This window comes from Bacteroidia bacterium, from assembly GCA_019695265.1.
Taxonomy (GTDB): domain Bacteria; phylum Bacteroidota; class Bacteroidia; order JAIBAJ01; family JAIBAJ01; genus JAIBAJ01.
Genome location: JAIBAJ010000053.1, coordinates 1 through 24,758 on the forward strand (window position 1 = coordinate 1; position 24,758 = coordinate 24,758).

General features: G+C 39.0%; 13 protein-coding genes. 4 read left to right on the plus strand and 9 right to left on the minus strand.

Features of this window, described 5'->3' with window-relative positions; all coding sequences use genetic code 11:
- The 3 genes from K1X82_09085 to K1X82_09095 form a co-directional block, all read right to left on the minus strand.
- Window positions 1-8,170: hypothetical protein (locus K1X82_09085; GenBank protein ID MBX7182253.1), on the minus strand; the 8,170-nt coding region annotated here is incomplete at its 3' end.
- 284 nt (window positions 8,171-8,454) lie between these two features.
- Complete coding sequence (locus K1X82_09090) at window positions 8,455-11,358, minus strand: T9SS type A sorting domain-containing protein (GenBank protein MBX7182254.1); 2,904 nt, start codon at window positions 11,356-11,358, stop codon at window positions 8,455-8,457.
- A gap of 3 nt (window positions 11,359-11,361) precedes the next feature.
- Window positions 11,362-11,823, minus strand: coding sequence for a hypothetical protein (locus K1X82_09095; GenBank protein ID MBX7182255.1), 462 nt, complete (start codon window positions 11,821-11,823; stop codon window positions 11,362-11,364).
- A 247-nt stretch (window positions 11,824-12,070) separates the two neighbouring features.
- Between K1X82_09095 and gldB the strand changes: the two genes are divergently transcribed.
- The 4 genes from gldB to dusB are packed head-to-tail and all read left to right on the plus strand — an operon-like array spanning window position 12,071 to window position 16,371.
- On the plus strand, window positions 12,071-13,102 hold the full coding sequence (gene gldB / locus K1X82_09100; GenBank protein ID MBX7182256.1) for a gliding motility lipoprotein GldB: 1,032 nt from the start codon (window positions 12,071-12,073) through the stop codon (window positions 13,100-13,102).
- Entirely contained in the window at window positions 13,099-13,431 is a 333-nt protein-coding gene (gene gldC, locus K1X82_09105) for a gliding motility protein GldC (protein ID MBX7182257.1), read from the plus strand. Before gldB ends, gldC begins: the two co-directional genes overlap by 4 nt.
- Window positions 13,418-15,376 (plus strand): (E)-4-hydroxy-3-methylbut-2-enyl-diphosphate synthase, encoded by a 1,959-nt coding sequence (gene ispG, locus K1X82_09110; GenBank protein ID MBX7182258.1) that lies wholly within the window; start codon window positions 13,418-13,420, stop codon window positions 15,374-15,376. Before gldC ends, ispG begins: the two co-directional genes overlap by 14 nt.
- A gap of 14 nt (window positions 15,377-15,390) precedes the next feature.
- A complete protein-coding gene (gene dusB / locus K1X82_09115; protein ID MBX7182259.1) occupies window positions 15,391-16,371 on the plus strand; it encodes a tRNA dihydrouridine synthase DusB in 981 nt (326 codons plus the stop codon).
- A 73-nt stretch (window positions 16,372-16,444) separates the two neighbouring features.
- Here dusB and K1X82_09120 read toward each other — a convergent pair whose 3' ends face one another.
- The 6 genes from K1X82_09120 to K1X82_09145 form a co-directional block, all read right to left on the minus strand.
- Window positions 16,445-16,597 (minus strand): hypothetical protein, encoded by a 153-nt coding sequence (locus K1X82_09120; protein ID MBX7182260.1) that lies wholly within the window; start codon window positions 16,595-16,597, stop codon window positions 16,445-16,447.
- Between the two features lie 253 nt (window positions 16,598-16,850).
- Entirely contained in the window at window positions 16,851-17,252 is a 402-nt protein-coding gene (locus tag K1X82_09125) for a hypothetical protein (GenBank protein MBX7182261.1), read from the minus strand.
- 26 nt (window positions 17,253-17,278) lie between these two features.
- On the minus strand, window positions 17,279-17,548 hold the full coding sequence (locus tag K1X82_09130; GenBank protein MBX7182262.1) for a hypothetical protein: 270 nt from the start codon (window positions 17,546-17,548) through the stop codon (window positions 17,279-17,281).
- A 234-nt stretch (window positions 17,549-17,782) separates the two neighbouring features.
- Entirely contained in the window at window positions 17,783-18,289 is a 507-nt protein-coding gene (locus tag K1X82_09135; GenBank protein ID MBX7182263.1) for a hypothetical protein, read from the minus strand.
- Window positions 18,286-20,412 carry a hypothetical protein gene (locus tag K1X82_09140; protein MBX7182264.1) on the minus strand — a complete coding sequence of 709 codons (2,127 nt, stop codon included), beginning with the start codon at window positions 20,410-20,412 and terminating at the stop codon, window positions 18,286-18,288. The genes K1X82_09135 and K1X82_09140 overlap by 4 nt, the downstream gene beginning before the upstream one ends.
- A gap of 29 nt (window positions 20,413-20,441) precedes the next feature.
- Window positions 20,442-23,465: a hypothetical protein gene (locus K1X82_09145; GenBank protein ID MBX7182265.1), complete on the minus strand. Its 3,024-nt coding sequence runs from the start codon at window positions 23,463-23,465 to the stop codon at window positions 20,442-20,444.
- Between the last annotated feature and the right edge of the window lie 1,293 nt (window positions 23,466-24,758).

The window sequence follows — 24,758 nt, forward strand, 5'->3', positions numbered from 1 at the left end:
CTATACCTCCGGTGTTCGCATCTAAACTTAATCCCGCTGTAGAAGAATAGGTGCCACCACTTGCCCCGCTTAACGTTGGGTTTTGTGATACACTCGTTCCGGTACAGAATGGCGTTGAATAACTTATACTTGCTGTGGGAGCAGCATTAACTGTTACTGATGCTGTAGCTGTTACTGCGCCGCATCCATTGGATGCCGGTATAGTATAAGTTACTGTATAGGTTCCAGGGGTACTCGTAGATGGCTCAATATCTCCTGTGTTTGCATCTATTGTTAGGCCCGCTGTTGAACTATAGGTTCCTCCAGGGGTGCCATTAAACGTAACACTTGCTGTTCCTCCATTTGTACATAATGCTGATGGATAGGCGATGCTTGCTGTAGGACTCTGATTAATTGTTACAGATGCTGTTGCTGTAATAGATGAACATCCATTCGAAGCCGGCACTGAATATGTTACTGTATAAGTAGCCGGAGTACTTGCTGATGGTAAAATTGCCCCTGTATTTGCATCCAAACTTAATCCCGCTGTAGAGGAATACGTTCCTCCTGTAGTTCCAGTCAATGAGGGCAACTGAGAAGATGTAGTTCCTGTGCAAAATGGATCTAAATAACTGATACCGGCTATAGGGGCAGAATTAATCGTCACTGAAGTATTTGCGACAACAGCCCCACATCCATTAGATGCCGGAACAGTATAGGTAATAGTATAGGTGCCGGGAACAGAAGTGGAAGGATCAATATCCCCACTATTCAAGTCAATTGTTAAATCTGAAACCGGACTAAATGCTCCTCCTGTAGTTCCTGTAATCGTAACACTTCCTACTGAACCATTGGTACAGAATGGACTACCAGAATATACTATCGATGCTGTCGGTTGTGCTGTAATCGTTACACTGGTATTCGCTGTTATGGATGAACATCCTCCAGACGCCGGTACAGTGTAGGTAATTGAATAGGTTCCTGCTGTGCTAGTTGATGGTACAATGCCTCCGGTGTTCACATCCAAACTTAATCCGGCTGTTGAAGAATATGTTCCTCCACTTGCTCCGGTTAACGTTGGATTTTGCGATACGCTAGTTCCGGTACAGAATGGCGTTGAATAACTTATACTTGCTGTGGGAGCAGCATTAACTGTTACTGATGCTGTAGCTGTTACTGCGCCGCATCCATTGGATGCCGGTATAGTATAAGTTACTGTATAGGTTCCAGGGGTACTCGTAGATGGTGTGATATCTCCAGTAGTAGCATTTATCGTTAATCCTGCACTTGAACTGTAGGTTCCTCCGCTGGTGCCTGTTAAAGCTACACTTCCTACTGAACCATTCGTACAGAATGGACTACCAGAATATACTATCGATGCTGTCGGTTGGTCAGTTATATTTACGGTTGCAGTTGCACTTACTGAAGAACATCCATTTGATGCGGGAACACTGTATGTTACAGTATATGATCCTGCTGTACTGGTGGATGGTAAAATTGCCCCGGTATTTATATCCAAACTTAATCCGGCTGTTGAGGAATATGTTCCGCCAGTGGCTCCGGTTAAAGTTGGATTTTGGGCAGTGGTTACACTCGTACAAAATGGCTCACTGTACGAAATGTTTGCGCTAAGTGAGTTTGTAATTGTAACCGACGTTGTTGTACTAATTCCAGAACATCCTGCACTTGCAGCAATCGTATAAGTAACTATGTAGGTACCTGCTGTGCTGGTTGATGGGTCTATATCTCCGGTATTCGCATCTATTGTTAATCCTGCTGTTGAGCTGTATGTTCCTCCACTTGTTCCTGTCAAGGTTACACTGCCTACAGATCCATTGGTACAGAATGGACTACCTGTATAAACTATCGATGCTGTCGGTTGGTCAGTTATATTTACTGTTGCGGTTGCAGTTACTGAAGAGCAACCATTTGATGCGGGAACGCTGTATGTTATAGTATATGATCCTGCTGTACTGCTGGATGGTAAAATTGCCCCGGTATTTATATCCAAACTTAATCCGGCTGTTGAGGAATATGTTCCGCCAGTGGCTCCGGTTAGAGTTGGATTTTGGGCAGTGGTTACACTCGTACAAAATGGCTCACTGTACGAAATGTTTGCGCTAAGTGAGTTTGTAATTGTAACCGACGTTGTTGTACTAATTCCAGAACATCCTGCACTTGCAGCAATCGTATAAGTAACTATGTAGGTACCTGCTGTGCTGGTTGATGGGTCTATATCTCCGGTATTCGCATCTATTGTTAATCCTGCTGTTGAGCTGTATGTTCCTCCACTTGTTCCTGTCAAGGTTACACTGCCTACAGATCCATTGGTACAGAATGGACTACCTGTATAAACTATCGATGCTGTCGGTTGGTCAGTTATATTTACTGTTGCGGTTGCAGTTACTGAAGAGCAACCATTTGATGCGGGAACGCTGTATGTTACAGTATATGATCCTGCTGTACTGCTGGATGGTAAAATTGCTCCAGTATTTATATCCAAACTTAATCCGGCTGTTGAGGAATATGTTCCACCAGTGGCTCCGGTTAGAGTTGGATTTTGGGCGGTGGTTACACTCGTACAAAATGGCTCACTATACGAAATGTTTGCGCTAAGTGAGTTTGTAATTGTAACCGACGTTGTTGTACTAATTCCAGAACATCCGGCACCTGCAGCAATCGTATAAGTAACTATGTAGGTACCTGCTGTGCTGGTTGATGGGTCTATATCTCCGGTATTCGCATCTATTGTTAATCCTGTTGTTGAGCTGTATGTTCCTCCACTTGTTCCTGTCAAGGTTACACTGCCTACAGATCCATTGGTACAGAATGGACTACCAGTATAAACTATCGATGCTGTCGGTTGGTCAGTTATATTTACGGTTGCAGTTGCACTTACTGAAGAACATCCATTTGATGCGGGAACGCTGTATGTTACAGTATATGATCCTGCTGTACTGCTGGATGGTAAAATTGCTCCGGTATTTATATCCAAACTTAATCCGGCTGTTGAGGAATATGTTCCGCCAGTGGCTCCGGTTAAAGTTGGATTTTGGGTGGTGGTTACACTTGTACAGAAGGGCTCACTGTATGAAATTGAAGCTGTGGGAGCAGAATTTACAACAATGGTCGTTGTCGCTGTAACAGGTGCACAACCAGGGCTAGTGAAAGAATAAGTAATTGTGTGAGTTCCTACACCAGCGATGGAAGGATCAAAAGTATTAGCAACTACACCAGTTCCACTATAAGTTCCTCCAACCGGACTACCACCTGACAACGCAAATGGCAATGCATCACTACAAGTTGAACTCAAAGGCGATAATGTAACAACTGGAGCAGCACTTACATTGGTTTGTTGAGCATTTGAATTAGAACAACCATTACCATCTGTGTATGAATATGTTATAGTATATGGTCCACCTATTCCTGCAATATTTGGAAAGAAGGAACTACCAGAAACTCCAATACCTGAAAAAGTTCCACCAGTAGGGTTACCGCTAAGACTTACAGCCCCACTGTTTTCACAATAGTCTGAACCAATTGTAAATGTAACGTTTGGAAGGTCATTAATGGTAACAACAAATGAATTCGAATTGGAACATCCGTTTCCATCTGTATAGACATAGGTTATGGTATGGTTTCCAACTCCACCAACAATAGGATCAAATAAATTTCCTGTAAGAGCTCCTGCAATAGGCGAACTACTATAATTTCCACCTGTTGGGAAACCAGAAAAGAGAATTGAACCTGCATCAATACAAAATGCTTCATCTGCCGCAGTAACATCTACTGTTGGAAGAGCATTAACTATGGCGGTTTGAGTGCTGGTACTTTGGCATCCATTTCCATCCACATAAGAATAGGTAATTGGATGCGACCCTACACCGGCAACAGAAGCGGTAAAATCATTGGAAGATATACCATTACCAGAAAATACACCACCGGAAGGATTACCTACTAATGTGGTTGGAGTTGAATTATCTTGGCAATAACTACTAGCCAAACCAGAGAAACTAACAACTTGAATTCCAATAATAGTTGCATTTTGAGTTATTGAATTCGAACAAGAATTTGCATCAGTGTAAGAATATGTAATTGTATTGACACCTACTGTTGCATTTGCAGGAATAAAATCAGTTCCAGAAATTCCATTTCCAGAAAAAGTACCGCCCAATGGTGATCCAATTAAAGCTACAGGGCTAGTTTGACTTGCACAATAAGGTCCTGCCAAACCTGTGAAACTTACCACAGGCAAATCAAACACGGAAGTATTTTGGCTGATGGAATTGGTACAGCCATTGCCATCAGTATAAGTATAGGTTATCGGATATGGTCCACCAACTCCGGCAGTTATTGGTTCAAAATTTGAACCAGAAATCCCTACTCCTGAAAAGGCACCTCCTGCTGGGAACCCGGATATGGCATCCGTTGGTGAAGAAATACAATAGCCGGCATCCAAACCAATTATAGTTAAACTAGGAAGTGGATTAACAGTAATTGTTGCTCCACCATTAGTTAGTCCTGTTGTTCTAGAACAAGAGTTTGCGTCTGTAATTGCAGTTAAGGTGTATGTGGTATTTGACAATGGATTCACCGGAATAGTATGTCCATTAGTAACACCTGTTAAATTAAAAGTGGAAGTACCATCTGAATAGGTGATATCAAAAGGGCCTGTTCCTGAGGTGAAAGTAACTGTAAGGTTTGCTGATTGTCCAGAACAAATAGCCTGAGTGCCAGAAATAACGCCTTGAGGAAGAGGATTTACTGTAACAGTGACAGGTGTATTTGTTACTGCATTGTTTGTACAGAATGCATCTGTTATTGAAACAATACTAAAGGATGTTGTTGTTGAAGGAGAAACTGAAATAGTGGATCCATCTGAAAGACCCGTAAGGTTAAAATTAGAGGACCCATTTGTATAAACAATATTAAATGGGCCGGTTCCAGAAGTTGCATTAAAAACTAAATTTGTTATATCTCCATTACAAATGGTAGCAGCTCCAGTCAAATTACCTTGAGGTTTTGGATTAACTGAAACAGTTGCCGCACCTGCAAATGCAGTTGTTCTTACACAAGTTGAAGCATCTGTAATAGAAACCAAGGTATAGGAAGTAGTACCAACCGGAGAAACTGAAAAGGTATGACCACTATTTATTCCATTCAAAGAAACAGAACCAGGATCATATACTATATCAAAAGGCCCTGTACCTGAAGTTGCCACAAAGGTAATATTAGTACTACCCCCTTCACAAATTGTTGTTGTGCCATTGAGTTGACCATTTGGTAAAGGAGTTACAGTAACAGTGGTTGATCCGGCTGTTGAGCTACAACCATTGGAACTTCCGGTTACCGAATAAGTCACTGTTCCTGAACCACTAATTGTTTGTGCAATGGAGGTAGCAGAAACATTGGTTTGGTTAGATTGTCCTGAGGTGGTACCAGTGTTTACTGTTGACCAGCTCCATAAGGTTCCTCCGATATTGGAGGTCAAAGAAATGTCTGTATTGGAACCACTACAAATAGAAGGATCATTATTGGTAATTGATACAACCGGATATGGATTAACTACAATTGTTACTGTGGCTGATGCAACGACACAAGCGTTTCCGAATGTTCCAATATTTACAGTATAAGTTCCCGTTGCTGTTGGGGTACCACTAATGATAAAATTTGAGCCACTGAGATTACCGGTTACACCAGCAGGTAAAGCTCCCCCACTTATAAAGGCAACACTAGCTCCGCCTCCAATGGAATAAATAACACTTGTAATAGGGGAATTAACACACACATTTTGATTGTCCGTACCTGTAGCAGAACTTAAGGTTAATGAATGATTTGGAAGCACAGTAATGGTGCCAGTTGAGGTTAAGTTTCCACATCCTCCCGACAATGTTACTGTATATGGAAAAGTACCACTTACAGAAGGGATTCCACTTATGGTAACTGTATTAGAAGCAAATACACCGTTTACACCGGTTGGCAAACCTGTAACACTTGCACCTGTAGCTCCTGTTGTATTGTATGTAATGTTTGCAATCGGATTATTTATACAAAGCGATTGACTGGTTGTAGAAGGTGCAGAACTTAAGGTTATTGTATTGCTTGGAGTTACTGATATGTTACCTGTAATAGTCGTTGTACCGCAACCACCTGTCAAAGTACCAACATAGGTATAATTTCCTTGGATAGTTGGTGAACCTGATATAGTAATAATATTTCCTGCAAAATTTCCTGAAACCCCGCCAGGTAAGCCTGTGAAAGAAACTCCCGTTGCCCCGGTTGTGGAGTAAACGATATTGGTAATTGGACTATTTGCGCAAACAGTTTGATTCGTAGTTCCGGCTGCAGAAGTTAAGGTTGCTGTATTGTTTGGACTAACAGTAATTGTTCCGGAACTTGTAACGGTACCACATCCACCAGTTAAAGTAACAGTGTATGGAAAGGATCCAGAAACTGTTGGAGTTCCGCTTATAATTACTGAATTCCCACTGAAATTTCCCGTTACACCGGATGGTAAGCCGCTAAATGTTGCTCCTGTTGCCCCAGTTGTGGAATAAACAATTGTTGTTAACGGTGTGTTTATACATAAGGTCGGAGTAGTGCTTCCGGAAGAAAGGTTAATGGTATTTACGGGAGAAACATTAATTGATCCGGTGGCTGTAATGGTTCCACAACCACCAGTTAGTGTTACTGTATAATTGTTATTACCTGTTATTGTTGGCGAACCTGATATGGTAACTGTATTACTCGAAAAGGAACCATTTACCCCTGTAGGCAAACCAGAATAACTTGCACCAGTTGCCCCGGTGGTAGAATAGGTTATTTGTGTAATTGGAGAGTTTACACAGGCTGTTTGATTATCTGAACCTGATGATGATGTTAGGGTTACCGTATTATTAGGTGTAACTGTTATCGTTCCCGTTGCAGTAATGGCTCCACAACCACCTGTTAACGTGACGGTATAGGTAAATGGACTTCCGGCTGTAGTTAACGGGGTTCCACTTATTGTAATGGTTCCACCACTATAAACACCATTTACTCCGGGTGGTAAATTTGAAAAGTTAGCTCCGGTAGCTCCGGTGGTTGAATAGGTAATATTGGATATGGGCGTATTAACACACCTGGTTTGCAAATTAGAATTGACACCGGAGGTCAGGGTTATGGTATTATTTGGAGTAACATTAAAGGTAACATCACTGGTACAAACACCAAGAGTAGCTCTCACCGTAACACTACCTGTATAGGATCCTGCATTGTAGTCATTACTTGTGATTGTACCTCCACCTGACACAATTGACCATACCGGATTTGGATTATTATTATTTCCGCTTAAAGAATAGGTTAATGGTTTAGAAGTACCAGTACAAATTGCAGCAGTGGATGTAGTATTTGTCACTGTTGTCAGCTGCTTGTATCTTAAGATTGCACTAGTTCCATTCCAAACAGCGCAATTGGTATTACCTACTGCAACCCCTATTGTACCGGAATAATTTGAAACCCAGTCAATACTTTCATTATTTCCGGCAATATTATTGCTATTTTGATAAAACAACGTGGCCCCGCCAACTCCACCAATTTTTCCCCATATCTTGGAATCATAGGAAGTACCGCTAGTGTTGAAATTATATCCAACTCCGCTAATCACATTAAATCTGGCATAATCTCCTTGATTTATAGGGTTGATAATATTCTCTACATTACAACCAAAATTGTTTATTCCTAAGTTACTTCCATTAGGACATTCATTAGTAGCAACCGGACTACTTATTAAAGTTACTGTAACAGTTGCACAGGTTGAATTGGTGGTACATGAGTATAAATTCATTACAGAATAAATAGATCCACCGGGTGAAGTGAAATCAACGGATGCTTGGAGTCCGGAACAGGCCGGCCCATTATCATCATTGTAAGCTAAATAGGTACAACCCGTAGTGTAAATTGACAATTGGGTATCATAACTACTTCCACAGGTAGAAACACGGTAGGTAGCTCCGGCAACAGTACCTGTTATTGTGCTACGCTCACCACCATACTGACAAGTAGTGATAGTTCCTGATTGCCCAACAGTCCAACCGGCAACGCTAATGGTTGCAAAATCTGACGCAGAACATGAACATTGGGAATATCCTACTTGAATAGTAGAAAATGAAAGTATGAAAATCCCTAATAAAAGGTACAGCTGCTTTTTCATATGATTTACCTAAAGTATGCAAAGCTATTAAATTTGTCAAAATAGTTGGCAAATCCTGTAACATTTCTAGATATTTATCGTTGTTGAATCCTTGTAAATGCAAAAAACTGACAAAACGCTTGATATTATTGACATTCAACAATAACATTCCAATTCAAAAAGTGTATTCTTAAATCAATTCCACAAAACTTAATGCTACTTTTTGGAATATTTCTAACAAGAGACAATAAAAAAGGGTTGAATTCCGATTGGAATTCAACCCTTTTTTATTGTTATACTTTCTACTAATTCTTAGTAATTTTATGAGAAATGGTTTTACCATCCTTGGTTAGATTAACCAAATAAGTACCGACGCTAATTCCGGTTAAATCCAGTTCCATTTTAGAATAATTTGTTATGTCATATTTTGGGAATGTTCTAACCACTCTTCCGGATAAATCTGACAAACTAATTTCCATTACGCCATTGGCGCCATTTTGAAACTCAACAAAAACCTGGTCTTGCGAAGGATTAGGATAAATAGATACTCCAAAACCAAACACATCTTCAACACTGGTAGGTTTATAGTTAACCAATAAGGTATCAGAGGAGCCGGTACAACCGATATCATCAACCACTACAACGAAATACCAACTGGTATGGTCAAATGTATAAGTTTGGTTGGTTTGGCCTACCAAAAGCGTATCATAAGCATCAAATTGCCATTCATGCCATTGGTAACTTACAGCAGGATCAGAGGTCAAGGTGTTTTGAGAAACACTAATTTGCGGATAAGGAGCATGTACAATAACCTGTATTGGAGTTGCTAACAAGGTACTATCAATACAACCATTCATATCCATAACAGTTACGCTATAGTAGCCGGATTGATTTACACTAATGGAAGGAGTGGTGGATCCACTAGTCCAAAGGTAGGAATAAAAACCTGGACCTACATCCAAAATAACTGAACCCGGATTACCATTCGCATCTACTGCACAAAATTCTGTTGGACCTAAAGCTGTAATAACCGGTTGAAGTATAGTAAAGACTTGGGTTTGAATGTTTGCAGAAGTTGCAGAACATCCGTTTTGATCAACAACCGTTAATTGCAATACAGATGTGACATTGGTGGTAACACATTCAGTTGTTAAACCATTGTTCCATTGGTATTGAACATATCCGGGCTGACCGCATAAAGTAACTTCATCGCCAGGGCAGAAAGAAGTTGGCCCATTAGAAACAACTGTTGGATTTGGAGCAGGATTAACCAATACATTTACCGGAGTACTTTGTCCGCTGCACCCTGTCGCATCGGTAGCAAATATCGAATATTGACCACTTACGGTAACCCAAAGTGTAGAAGTAGTAGTTTGGCCATCACTCCACAAATAGGAGGTGTATCCGGAACCTGCATCCAACAACAAAGAATCTCCTTCACAGAAGGTGGTTTGATTTCCTGTACTTGTAATGATTGGCTCTAGCAGATAGGCTGTACTAACAGCTATTTGATCCTCATTGATACAACCATTGGCATCAACTGCTGCAACCTCATAAATTCCGGTTTGTGAAACAGTTAATGTTTGGGAACTGCTACCATCGCTCCACAAGTAGCTTTGATAACCGCTACCGGCATCCAAAGTAACTGAAAGATTCACACAAATAATGGTATCGGAACCCAAGTTTACCGTACTTGGAACATCAGTTACTAATACATTCTTAGTTAAGGTATCCGTACAGCCATTTAAATCAGTGTAGTAATAGTTCACGTCTGTATTTCCCAAGCCAACAACTCCTGCCACGAAGGTAGAACCGGTAACTCCCGGTCCAAAAAATGTACCTCCGGTTGGACTTCCTATTAATGCAAGATTGATTGAATTAAGACAAACAACACTGTCAATTCCTGTAATGGCCAATTGAGGTAATGGCAAGATAATAACCTGCTGTGTTACCCGATTTGAACATCCAGTTAATGTATCTGTGTATGAATACTTAACAATAGCTGTATCGTTACCAACCAATTGAGGATTAAAATCTACGGCAGGCACATTGTCTACCGTAAAAGTTCCTCCGGAAGGTAATCCACTTAAAGAAACAGCAGGATCATTTTGACAAAAAGAGGTTGCCAGGTTATTGATAAAAACTGCAGGACTTGGAGTTACAAAAACACCCAGAGTTCCATTAACTGCACCGCAACTGTTGTTTGAAGCAGTTGTTGTAATTGTGGCTGTGCCTGAGTACAAGGAATCCCAGGTTACAACCCCGGCATTATCTATAGTTCCAGCATTAGCCGGAGCAATTGACCAAGTAAAGGCATTCGCATTTGTTCCGCCACCGGTGTAGGCATCGGTTCCTAATCCCTGACATCGGTTTAACGGTCCGGTGACTGTTACATTGGAAGGCACAGGAGTAATGGTGATTCCTACTACATTTGAAGTTGCCCCAGGTGTTGAACCACAACCTGTAGCTACCAATTGATAATAGGTGTCAGTATTAACAGCACCCGGAGTAAATGAAGCCGGATTAGTTTGAATGGTGTTACTAAATGGACCTGAAGCAGATGAGCCGGTTTGCCATACATACGAAACACCAGCCAAGTTCGCATTGGTACTTGTTAAGTTAGCCGCAGTGGCCCCTTGACAAATTGCTTGGTCAGCACTAATGGTTGGAACGGTGATATTTGCATATTCCCAATAAATTCTAACCTCAAAATAAAAGGTACCAACCTGAACTATGCCACAATTTCTCCACTGACACAAAGCTGTTGCATCTTGAATGGTAATATTTTGAGCATTACTATTATCAACATAGTCATCATCTTCTATTAATCCTAAATTACAACTTGACTGGTAAGAACAATTGTTACTACAATCCTTTTCGTATCCTCTGAAACGAATGGTAACAGTGGTGGCAGCAGTATTGGTGTAGGATTGAAGAGCAACCGATTGACCATATAAGGTACCTCCTATGGTAGAAGTTACATTTCCTGCGCCGGTTCCCACATCTCCTGTATAAAAGCATTGGCCACCTACCTGGGTTGCATTGACATTATCCCGACCCCAAACAAACAAACCATATTCTGCCCCGCCGGACTGGTCTCCACGACCATTCCAACCCAAATAGGCCACCTGAACCTGGTAGTTAATATTTTGTGCCCAAGTTACCGTCGATGTAACGACAAACAAAAAAGCTAGTACTAGTTTACGCATGGCTTATTTTACTTTTTTAAGGTACAATTTTAAAATATAGGTTTGATTGGACTGAGACAACACCAACTTCCCATCCCTTTCTTCCAGTTTATATTCTGAATAATCACGATTGGCTTTACTCAGCTTCACGCAAGTTTCTTTTGCATTCATATTACCGCATGGATACATTTTAATGGTTCCATTTACAAGCTCTCCAAAGTACTCTTGTACCCATTCCCCGATCTTTTGAATGATACTTCCATCCGATTTAAATTCAAACGTAGCATGGGCTTTCACCATTCCTTCAAAATCGCCTCTGCTAGCCATATAATCCTTTTGAGGATGTTGAGCATCCTTGTATTCAAACGATTCAACAACATAAACACCTTGCGGACTTTTTACCGAGATAGCCCCTGGAAAATTCTTGGCAAATACCGAAAATGCCATAGAAAAAACCAATAGAAGAGAGGATATTTTTCTTACCATGAATAGAGATTTAATGCACAAATATATATAAAGAACGTTACGTTCGACATTCTATCCCAATAAATCTTAACCTTTTAGGGAATTTTCCGCTAACTATTTTTATTAGAACTTCATTAAAAACAATTCCTTAGGCATCCATTATCTTTTAATTAACATTAACAGGTGCAATTACCTCTTCCTATTATTTTTCTAAAAAATCCTTGTATTTCTTGCCCTTCACATATTTCTTGTACCTTCGCACCCCAACATGAATAACAAGGTTTTTACTGCCATTTTATTATTGAGTTTTTCTTTAATTTGGATAGGTTGTTGGAATGAAAAAACCAAGCCTGATTTAACCATTAGCCAAGTTGAAGAAGCTCAATTACAAGTTCCCATTGAACGTTTTGAGTCTGATTTATTTAAAACCAATGCTCAAAACCTAGATTCTTCATTTCAGGCATTAAAACAGAAATACGGTTCTTTCTTTGACATTTATACCCAAAAAATCTTGGCTATTCCTTTTCAAGATAGTCTTTCATTTAAACAAACCTTGCTTTCATTTATTCAAGACCCTGACATGAAAGATGTTACCAGGGATATTCAAAAGAACTTCCCTAACATGGAAGAAACGGAAGATGATTTGGAAAAAGCATTTAAGTATTACAAACATTATTTTCCGGACTCTACCTTGCCTCGAATCATCACCATGAACTCCGGTTTTAACTATGCAGTTGTTACTACCGATAGTGCCTTGGTTATCGGCTTAGATATGTATTTAGGCGATTCCTATCAATATTACTCACTTTTAGGATTTCCAAAATACAAAACGGCATGTATGAATAAAACCTACTTGTCAACCGATTTGGTATCAGCCTGGTCAAGTACCATTTTTGAAGAACCACCAACCTCCAATACGGTTCTTGGAAAAATGATTTATCAAGGCAAATTACTGTACCTTTTAGATGCATTCCTTCCCGACAAAGCAGATGAACTAAAAATTAAATACACCAAGGAACAATTAGAATGGTGTGTAAAAAATGAAAAACAAATTTGGGAATCGTTACTTAATCGCAAACTTCTGTATTCCAACAAAATGGAAGAAATGGCCAAATTAGTAAATGATGCCCCTTTTACAGCAGGATTTTCGCGCGAATCGCCCGGGAGAATTGGCCGTTGGGTAGGTTGGCAGATCATTCGTAAATATATGAAAAAACACCCCGAAATCAACTTTCAACAACTCATGAAAGAAGGTGATTACGATAAAATATTCCGAGAATCTAATTATAAACCTATATGAGTGCTAATAGCTCCGAAATCTCCATTAAAGTTACCCTGGACGAAAACAAAGTTCCTGAATCTATTCTTTGGCATGCCGGTGATAGCAATATCCCAAACGTGAACAAAACCAAGGCAATGATGTTGGCCCTTTGGGACGACAAGGATAGAAGTTCCCTAAAAATTGATTTATGGACTAAGGAAATGACTGTTGATGAAATGTATATCTTCTTTCATCAAACCCTTATTTCCATGGGCGAAACCATGAAACGAGCCACCGGCGACGATCAGGTTTCTTCCGATCTACGCGAGTTCGCTAACTCCTTTGGAAAACGTCATAACCTTTTTTAAAACTACCGTGGAATTCTTACCCTACAGCAATAGTTTAACTTCATATAGCCGATTCAAATCCAGAGAAGTTAAAATTGGTGATTTGTTACTTGGAGGTAACAATCCTATTCGAATTCAAAGCATGACCACCACCGACACCATGGATACCCGGGCTACGGTGGAACAAAGCATTCGGATGATTGAAGCAGGTTGTGAATTAGTAAGAATTACTGCTCCTTCCATCAACGAAGCCAACAACCTTCTTCAAATCAAAAATGAACTGAAGAAAAAAGGCTTTCATACTCCCTTAGTTGCAGATATCCATTTTACCCCCAATGCTGCAGAAGTGGCTGCCAGAATTGTAGAAAAAGTTAGGGTTAATCCGGGCAACTACGCCGACAAAAAGAAGTTTGAACAAATAGATTATACAGATTCAGCCTATCAAGCTGAATTAGAAAGAATTTCTGACCGCTTCAGGCCTTTGGTTAAAATCTGCAAAGAATACGGAACCGCCATGCGAATTGGAACCAACCACGGCAGTTTGAGCGACCGAATTCTTAGCAGATATGGCGATACTCCGATGGGAATGGTGGAAAGTGCCATGGAATTTCTTCGTATTTGCCGAGACGAAAACTACCACGAAATCGTCCTCAGCATGAAGGCGTCCAACCCACAGGTTATGGTTCAGGCTTATCGACTTTTAGTTTCCAAAATGATGGAAATTGGATGGGATTATCCTTTACACCTTGGTGTGACAGAAGCAGGTGAGGGGGAAGATGGACGAATAAAATCCGCAGCAGGAATTGGCACCTTATTAGAAGATGGTTTGGGCGACACCATTCGGGTTTCTCTTACTGAAGATCCTGAATTTGAAATTCCGGTTGCCAAGGATTTGGTGAACCGTTATTCGCTAAGAAGTGAAAAGCAAAAACCTATTTTACCTATTACTCTTTTACCATACGACCCTTATTCCTATTCCAGAAATCCAACCAAAGAAATTGAAAACTTCGGAAACCAGCAAGTTCCGAGGGTGGTTGGAGACTTAAGCCAAAAAGAAACTGATATTATTCCGGCCAATCTATTTGCCTTTGGATATACCTACATTATAGAATCAGACAAATGGAATTTAAACGACCAGGCCATCGATTACCTATTTGTTGGAGATAAAACTATTGATTTCGAAATTCCCGGAACACTGGGCATAATTCAAAACTATTCCAAATGGATTTCTAACCATAAGAAAGAACAATTCTTTCCCTATTTTACTTCCATTTCTTCATTATCTGAATCAATCCTTTCCGAAAAATTAAACTTCCTTGAAATTTCCTTAACTGAACAAGGAATTCCAGAATTACAAAACCTCCAATCTTACTCCAACCTCGTCCTGGTTTTAACCACCCAGAATGAACATGCCATGCCGGAGCTTCGGCGTTTGGCCGTTTATCTGAAAGAGGCTCAGTTGAACAACCCGATTGTAATAAAAAGGAATTACCCGAATAGTTCTGAAAATCAATTTCAATTGTATGCCAGTACCGACGCCGGCGCCTTGTTACTCGATGGATTTGGTGATGGAATTTGGCTATCTGCCGAACCATCGGTGCCAAACAAAACTATCAATTCCACTGCCTTCGGCATTCTTCAGGCTACCAGAACACGGATTAGCAAAACTGAATACATTTCATGCCCTAGTTGTGGCCGTACCTTATTCGATTTACAGTCAACTACAGCCAAAATCAGAGCAAGAACCGAACACCTAAAAGGTGTAAAAATCGGAATCATGGGCTGCATTGTAAATGGACCCGGGGAGATGGCCGACGCTGATTATGGGTATGTTGGAACCGGAATAGGTAAAATAACTTTGTACAAGGGAAAAGAAGTAGTTAAGCGAAATGTAGCTTCCGAACTCGCTGTAGAAGAATTGGTTAACCTAATCAGGGAACATGGTGATTGGGTTGAAAAAGAATAAAACCCCAGAGAAAAGTGGTTAAAATTGGAACTATTGAATTGGGGGAATTTCCCTTGTTACTTGCTCCCATGGAGGATGTAAGTGATCCACCATTTAGGGCAGTTTGTAAAGACAATGGTGCGGATTTAATGTATACGGAATTCATTTCTTCGGAAGGACTTATTCGGGATGCAGCAAAAAGTCTAAAAAAACTGGACATCTTTGAATATGAAAGACCTATTGGAATTCAGATTTTCGGCAGTGATATTGAGGTAATGAAAGAAGCAACCGAAATAGCCACAGAAGCAAAACCGGATTTAATCGACATCAATTATGGTTGCCCTGTTAAAGCTGTGGTATGTAAAGGAGCAGGTTCCGGAATTTTACAGAACATTCCGAAAATGGTGAAAATGACCGAAGAAATTGTTAAATCCACCTCATTGCCGGTAACAGTCAAAACAAGATTGGGTTGGGATGAAAGCAGCAAAAACATTGAGGAAGTCGCCGAACGTTTACAAGATATTGGAATAAAAGCACTCACCATTCATGGACGAACCCGGGTTCAAATGTACAAAGGCGATGCTGATTGGACTCTTATTGGCAAAATCAAAAATAATCCCCGAATTACCATACCTATCTTCGGAAATGGTGATGTTGACAGCCCTGAAAAGGCCTTAGAAAACAAGAATAAATACGGCGTAGATGGTATTATGATTGGTAGGGCAAGCATTGGCTATCCTTGGATTTTCAATGAGGTTAAACACTTCTTGAAAACCGGTACTCATCTGCCTGCTCCGGGTGTTGAGGAAAGAGTTCAGGTTTGCTTGAAACATTTACAACATTCGATTGAATGGAAGGGACAGCGCCAGGGAGTAATTGAGATGCGCCGCCATTATGCCAATTATTTCAAGGGTTTTCCGAATTTTAAAGAGACCCGCATGAAGTTGGTAACAACCTATGAATACCAGGAGGTTTTGGACCTCTTGGAGCAGGTTAGGTCAATGGAATTAGCTTGAATTATTCTTCCTTAGTTTTATTTTTAGAATTTGGCGGGTCCCTTCGCACTATCTTAAACACTTTTATCAAACATTAGTAAGGCTCAGGTCGGGCTATTCGTTCCAAGTCCTCGCCGCCCGGGCTAATGCCACGGCCGTCTGTGGGCTTTCCACTGCTATCCCTACCCGGGCTGCAAACCCGAACGGTGCTGCTTCGTAAATACATTTTACTGTTAACAACGGCCATTTTTGTTGCCTTTTAACACCGTGTTACCGAATTATACCAATTTTAATTTATAAATAGTCCGAAGGCTTTTATAAATTTAGATTGGTAAATGCCGAGTATACAGTATGTTAGGCCTATTTTTCAATAGGAATTAATACCTAAAATTGGACTAAACATAATGTACATTCGGTATTAGTCCAATTTTTTCAAGAATAATAAACCCAACACCGACTTTTAAGCCCAAGTAATTGTATTCCAATGCTGCAAATGATCTTCAATCGGTACCTGAAGGAAGCAAAGCTCTACTAGTAGCCATAAAGCTATGGTTTACTATTAAATGAATACTAAGTTTTGAATTTACCTTGGCACTAAAGCCTAAACCCTCTGCTATGAATAAGGTTCCTGCACCACCATTTGAATATTCTAATCCGCCTTGAGCCAAAAGAATAGGACTTATTTTCTTCTTCCTTAAAATACGCCAGCGAATATCAACATCAGCAGGTATGGAGAACCCTCGCTTATCGCTATGAAAAGTAACTCCTAATCCAATTCCGGTGAAAACACCACCGCCAAAAAGAACGCCATTTGCAGAGTATACACCTGGGAAAATATCCGTGTTATTCAACGAAGTTCCATAAACTTTTGTACCGTTAATAGTTCCAACACCTAAGCCCAAAACTAATTCATTATTGCTCTGAAAGGCTACCTTCTTATAGACTCTACGGGGTTTTCTTGTTTCTTATTTGAAACCGAATCTTTTATTGAATTTGGCGAAAGACTAGCAATCGTATTGAAGTTAATTCGTATTGGATTTCCAGCTATTTCTACAACTAAGTAATCTCCCTCCTTATATTCGATTAATCTTCCGGAAAACGAAGTTTTATCCTTTAGTGAAACCTGAATATTTAACTTCTGCGACTTTAAATTTAAGGTTAACAAAAGAATACTGAAGATTAAGAGTAGCTTTTTCATGCGTATTGTAATGTTTATTAGTTGCAAAAATAAATTAATTTTAAAATCGCATTTTATTGGAAAATATAAATTTGCATTTAGCCTCAAATGATTAAGTAAGGTTCGAATTTAACCTCCTTAAATTGGCCGCATTACCTAAATTCGATTTGCTTTCATAGAGCCTTGTATCAAAATAATGGAGGTAGCCATTCGCATCCATAGAGAATTCTTGGTTGCCTTGTTTGAGGGTTGGCATTATCTAAAAAAAACGCTAAGTTCTTTAACAATAATTTCCCTCTTTCTATATGCCAAAATGAATGATATAAATGATAAAATCACATAAGTAACTGTAAAAAAGAACGCATTGTTAAAAAGAACCCCTAACTCCAATGCCAAGTTATCAGAATTTGGTGCTTTTTCAATAATAATCTTTTCAACAAGTTGAAATCCTCTCATGTTGAAAAAAGCTAATGGTACGACATAAGAAATACTACTAATAATAGATAAAAAAAGAATAAAATGTAAATTTCTATAAAACATAAACGATAAAAGTAATAAAGGCACCACCCCCCAACATACTATTTCTAAAAAACCCACACTTATAAAACCACTAAAAATAGCTTTATCGAGAAATTTAGATTCACACTCCGTAAAAGTATTTGAGGAAAAAAAATTATGATTTACTATATCAATACCAATAGTCAACCCCCAAAGAATTGTTCCTAAAAACAAAAAAAACAAACTGAAATTTATTTTTTTCATATACCAAAAACTTTACTTAAATTAAACTTTTTAAAATACGGTGATTTAAATGTTTTTATTTGTTCATTCAGCACCTCTTGAAGTTTGACTTTTATTAAACGAAGAAAAAAGCTATCAATGGCAGAATCAGACAATACAGAATTTACTCGCCTTGTCATATCAGCATTATGGTAATAGTTTCGTGTTCTGGGTCTGCCACCCAAAAGCAATAATTCAACAAGTAACTCCAAAAGTCCTAATGATTTGATGGTTTCATTCTCTATGGTAGCATTAATTAGCTCCAATCCGCCACCATAAATAAGTCTCGCTGAGCGAATGTTAAGTATTTCACCATCAGGCAACAATGAGGATTTTAGTTTTAGGCCGTGTATAGGTGTATCTAGCCGTACCTCCCTTAATTTGAGAGTTTGGGGTGCAGTTTTTAACTGATATAAATTAGCGTTTAATCTGAAAATAACACCTAATTGCTCTGCCTTTTCGAGTTTTAGTGTATTGCCAGACTCACTTATCTCATAGCCATTTTTGATTCCAGTTTCAAATCCAATAAATACATTATCAAACTGAACGATATTAATTGCTTGCTGATTTGAATCTTTAAAGTCTAAATTATCTATTAATTTATTAAAGGTTAGTTCAAGGTTATTGTCTGTAAATGGATTGTATTCTTTTTCAAGTGGAGTGTTCTTTATTAGGGTCTTAATTTTTTCACTAACTTTTTTTGAAATTGTATCTGCTATGTTAACTTCAATGAATGATGGATCAATTGCTGATACATTAACGCTTTTATCAGAAAATATGAATTGGAACTCTGTCAGTTCAAGGTCATTTATATCATTAACAAAGGTTATAAATGGATCAAACGTCATTTTCAATGCTACTTCTGATATAATAATTTTAATTTCTGTTGTTTGATTTGTTCTTAATTCAAAATCAACATCAATTAAGCCGATAGCGTTCTGAGCCGTGTCCTTAATAAAACTTGTAAAGGCCGGAACGGTAAACCCGAAATAAACACTTGGATTGATTAGGCCCAAATTGCTAAACTTATCACGAATTGAGCCATCAAAACTTTCTTTAGCCCCAATTTTACTTGCAGGCAACCTTAAATTACGCTTGTTGGGGGTGCTTATGTATTCAGGAAAATAGATGGCATTTGAGCTAGCTGATGAATAGATAATTGGGGTTGGGGAATTCCCATCCACCCCATTCCAACCCACACCATTTACCTTTTCCCCTTTATCGCCTTCATAAACCATTTGCTTAATTTCAGGTTTGGGAACTATAACCAAATCAATGATGGAAGCAGTGGCATTTGCAGGTGGGGTTTGTGCTTGCTGCGCAAGTAATTTCCCCTTTTCGGTTTCTATAAATATATTGAATCGTACTTCTGAACTAACTTTATTCACCCCCCTCCAATAATAATCCATTCCACCCAAAATTGCCTCATTGCCTTGCCCTTTAATACAAAGTTGAATATTGCAGCCCAATAAAGGGGCAGCATCTTCCCATTGGCTAGGTTTAAGTTCTATGGGATAAATAACCCGCCAAAAAAGTATTTCCTTTCCATCGCTGCTAGCTATAGCCGCCGCTGTGGGTTTGCCCAAATATTGGCTTGGAAATGGTTCAGGAAAGGTTTTTAAGTTAAGAAAACTCGATTTTGCACTTGGCCAAGCAGTTCTTATACTCTCTATCCATTCCTCCGCTAAGGCTATAGCCTCCTCCGAATTGGCCGCATTTCCTAATTTCGAATGGCTTTCAAAGAGCCTTGTATCCAAATAATGGAGGTAGCCATTCGCATCCATAGAGAATTCTTGGTTGCCTTGTTTCAAACTGCGCATTCCCATTAGTACACTAGCTAATGCTGGCAAGGCTTTGCTTACCTCCATCACACTCACAGCCTCATACACATTTATTTTGCTGTAATCGGGTTTAGGGGTGGCTTTGGCTATATTTTTTGGAGGGCTTGGCACACGGTAGCGCTTGCCATACAGGTTAATTTCGTAATCTTCATACGGCTGTTCGGTTTCCAACAAGGTAGGCACCCCTTCTGTACTAGAAGGGATGCTGTCTAATTCCTGCTCCAATCGGCCTCTAGGGAAAGGTTTTAGGCTTTCGTTTGCCATGTGCTATTAATTGTCAATTATTATAGCTATTAAAAAGCATTTAAATCAGTGCCAGGCTGTAACCAAGTTAGGTTTGTTGGAACCCTTGTTTCCCAAGTTTCACTTTCCCAATCAAAATTCTCGCCTTTGATTTCTGAAAGTAAACTTACAAAGTGAGGGTCATCCACTATTGGTGGCTCTCCTCCTCCCCATATTTCGCCAGTGGTCATATACCATGCAACATAATCATCATATCCTTTTCGCACGGGTACCATCACCCTTGCTGCACCAGCTTGCAAAAAATGTTGAAATTCAGGATCGGTATCTCCAAGTTGTAAAATGGTCTTCCAGTTTTTCTTTCTTCCCCAAAAATAAGGATAATATACATACATTATATTTTCCCATTCAAAAGCTTGCTGAAAAAACTGTATATACTTGCCTTCTTCCTTTGCTCTGATAAAATCAAATTCGGGGAATCCAAAGTTGGAACTATCCGTTTGGCGCATGGCTTGGAAGTAATTAAATCGTTGTCCACTGATGATGCTTATTGCATGTTTCATCATCTCATTTTTGGCAATTTGTTTATTTACACCAGGGTTGTTGCCTTTAATTTGCACACTGCTAGTGGCATTGCCAAATGCCTTTTCTTCATATTGCTCAACCATTCGATTGTAACCCGCAATAATTGAACTATAGGCCTCCAATTGCCATTTGGCATAACTTACATCGTTCAATACGCACTTTACGGTTAGGGTATAATTGAACTTTTTGGAAAAAGAATGGATAATTACGGGTATCTTATCGTTTTCTGAAATATTTAATGGACTATACCATTTACCAACAATTCCTTCGGTAGATGTTGAACCATTTAAACTTGACCATTTATGGAACTTTGTATTTCCTACCCAAACTTTTACATTTCTCCATTGTGCATCTGCATTGAGATTAATCTGCATTTCTGCATCAATGGCCTTATATCCAGCAGGAACAACTAGTTTTTCATTTGTATGAAATTCGTCATTTTGATTCAAGGGGTCAATATCCCCGGAATGTTCGTAATTTCCAGTGGTACTAATTGTTTGTTCAGCCAAAGGAGGAGGGCTAATTTGCACATTATATCTGCTTGCCCAAATAAGGAAATTGGAACGGTTTATTTTTGTAGCATCTGTCAAGATATTATCGTCACCCCATTCTTGCCAAACATCCATTTGCGATGCAGGGTTAATTGGTTTTTTCAAACCTGGTACTTTACTTGCTTGGGCTGCAAAGTTAATATAAAAGGCTGCTGGCTCTGGAACGATCATTTCCAGCATCATTCGCAAACCAAAATTTTTGACCTTGTTTTTATAAACCTTATCTACAAATCGATAAACACCCGTTATGTTTGGCTGCCCCTTATTGTCCATGCCATGCTTGTTTATCTCCTCGATTTCTTGAAGTTTAGTTGTAACTCGACTTTGAAAAACCTTCTCCGTAATTCGACTTACTGCACGATTTGTTACATCCTTTGCGTAGGAAGTTGCGGTTTCGTTTGCCGTTTGTTGACTGCTACTTGTGGCATAACCGAAACTTGATCCTAATTCAACTCCTGCAACTGGTGTTCCAAAATGGGCATTAACATTAAGTCCAATATTCATTTGGGAATCTTGTTGCATTACTTCGCTTGTACTCTGTTCCAAAGTAAACCGGGAGGTGGTTTGTGTATCCCGCTCTTCCTCGCTGCTTCGCTCAGTCGATTGCGTATTAATTTCCTCTGTTCTATCCAGCCTGCGGTGCACTCGATCTCTATATTCGCCAGCAAGTACATTTTCAATATGAGCAATTTCACCTGCTTCATATCGATCTAAAGTTTGTTCAATAACCCTCAAATCAGCCACACCAACAGCTACAGCATTTCCAATTGTTTTGGGTAACTCTCCAAATTCTGGAGGTGAACAGGGATCAGGTTCAACAACTGATGTACAAATATCTTCTGTGCTAATCAAATTCCCATTTACACTAAATAGGTTGTAATCGTTTTTTGCGGAATTTGCTTCAATAGCTTCAGTTAAAAAGATTTCTCTTCGACTTAATTCAAGTTCTACCTTATTTATATTTAAAGGTGTTTGATCAATTTTTAATTCTTTAAAATAATTTTTTGCCTCATTATTAATTTTTTCAAAGTATTCATTTCGAAGATAATTATTAGGTATAGGTTTCTTTCTGGCTGATTGTAATTCTCGAAGTGACCTTAAGGCGTCATCAATAATACCATTTGTGTTTTTTTGAAGTTCATTTACCTGTTGAAGGCTTGCTTCTGCCAATGAACCAGATGAATCATTCTCTTCTTCTTGTTTCTCAAGATCTTCCAAAGTTTGCAATTTTATTGCATAGGCGATTTCTGTTCGGGAAAGATTTAAAAGTTTTAATTCCTCGCTTGCTTTTATTCTGTTATTTAATTTGTTTAGTTTTTGTTGTTCTATTTGGCTTCTATCAGGTTGGTCTAACTTAGTTTGGTTTATTGGGTTTATGTGTCTTGGCAATATCACATTTGCTTTAAGCGCCATATTAAGTTCCTGATTAAAATTGGGATTTTCATTTGTTAATCCAGAAACAAAATCTAAAACATGAAATACCCTTAAAGTTTCAGTAATGGATGTACGAAGCGCATTTTGGGTTTGTAAAATACTGTAAGCCAATAATGAATCCACTAATCTCGCTTTATTAATATGGTAGCCAGATTGGTTTGTAATGTTTGTAGCTGTATCCCCAAGAATATCTATAATCAATGCCTCAAGAGATGATTTATCATTGCCATTCTTTCCTTTAACTAAAGAATAGAATTTTAAAGCATTGGGGAGTTTTTGATCTAATTCAGATGCACTTTTCACACATGGACCATTACTAATGAAATTTTGTGCCAATGACTCTATAAAACCAATTGATTCTTGATTTTGATAGGCATCGCGAACCTGAAATTGAAGAATTGGTTCAGTCGCATTATTGGTAACAACTTCACTTTCATTTAAATATTGATTGCCAATTAGGGCCAAATTTCTATAAGTTGGAATTTTTGGCGCTCGTAAGCTAAACATACGCGCAGTCTGGGTTGTTGGATTTGGATGTTCAATAATTGTTGTTTTTTGTTATTTTCTATTCAATTTTGATTTTTATTGAAAGTCCTAGTGGATTTAAATTGTAGAACGAATTCAAAAGGTAAAATTCCTACCTTTTTTCTTTTCTTAATTTTTAATTTTGATTAAAGTTTTATTTTAGGGTGTTAAATTCTGTAACTTTTTCCTTGTTTGTTTAGGCAAAAAATTCAATTTGTCGCATCAAAAAAGGGGGGTAAAAATGCAAAATAGTTGATTTTACTTAATTTGAGGTGGCAAAAAATCCTATAAATTATTTTTACTTTAGCATGATTTTTTGTGGTTTAGACCGTTTTTCAGGCTATACTATTTAGTGAACGTATAAAATCAATTCATTTTCCGGTGTTACATTTGGCAATCTCATGTCATGCTCCAATAGTAAAATTGGATAAGATTAATTTAAGGAGCAAATCCTTACTAATGTTTTAGAAAACCTTGCACAACCGCTATTATAGGACTATCATTAATTCTTTTCACTTCTATCAAAGTGCGAAGGCATTTGAATATAAATAAGCAATTAATTTAATCCTTCTATCACAGAGTTTTTCATGAGTAAAAGCTTGTGTCAGTGAATAATACATAAACAAAACCTAGAATAGTTAAATGGGAGTAGTCCTCCAATTTTAGCACAACCTCGGAGCGCCAGTTCGGGCAACGATAGAGCCAGCCAGCCCGGAAGGATGCGGAGGCACGGAGCAACCTGAGGACTAGCGGCGATAGCGTGACCTTTTCGCCTTGCACCACTGCTTTTCGTTTTGCACTTAGGCTTAGGGCGAAAAGGAGCCCGCATAAAAATTCAACCCAAAATTGTCATTAGAAATTTTAAACTACGTTCGAGACAAGTGATAGTAAGGTTTTCAAGTACTCTTTATTGGAAAGAATACCGAGAGAACATTATGTAAGACCTATTTAAGATTTAGCCTTATTATTAAAACTAAGTCTAACATAATGTAACCTCGGCACTAACTATCACTAGCTCGGGGTTAATCTTCCCAAATCCCACCGCACTTGCCATTTGTTCACTTGGTTTCAAATGACAAGTGCGGGTTCATTTCTTTTAGTGATGATGTTGGGGTTGACTTGCGGTAGGTTGGGGTTGGGGCCGGGCAACGATAGAGGCAAGTAGCCCACAGGAGCACGCGGCGCTAGCCAAGTGCGACGAGGACTACAGCCGATAGCGTGACCCGAACGCCCATGCACTTCCGTTAAATGTTGCACAACTGCCGGATTGGGCGG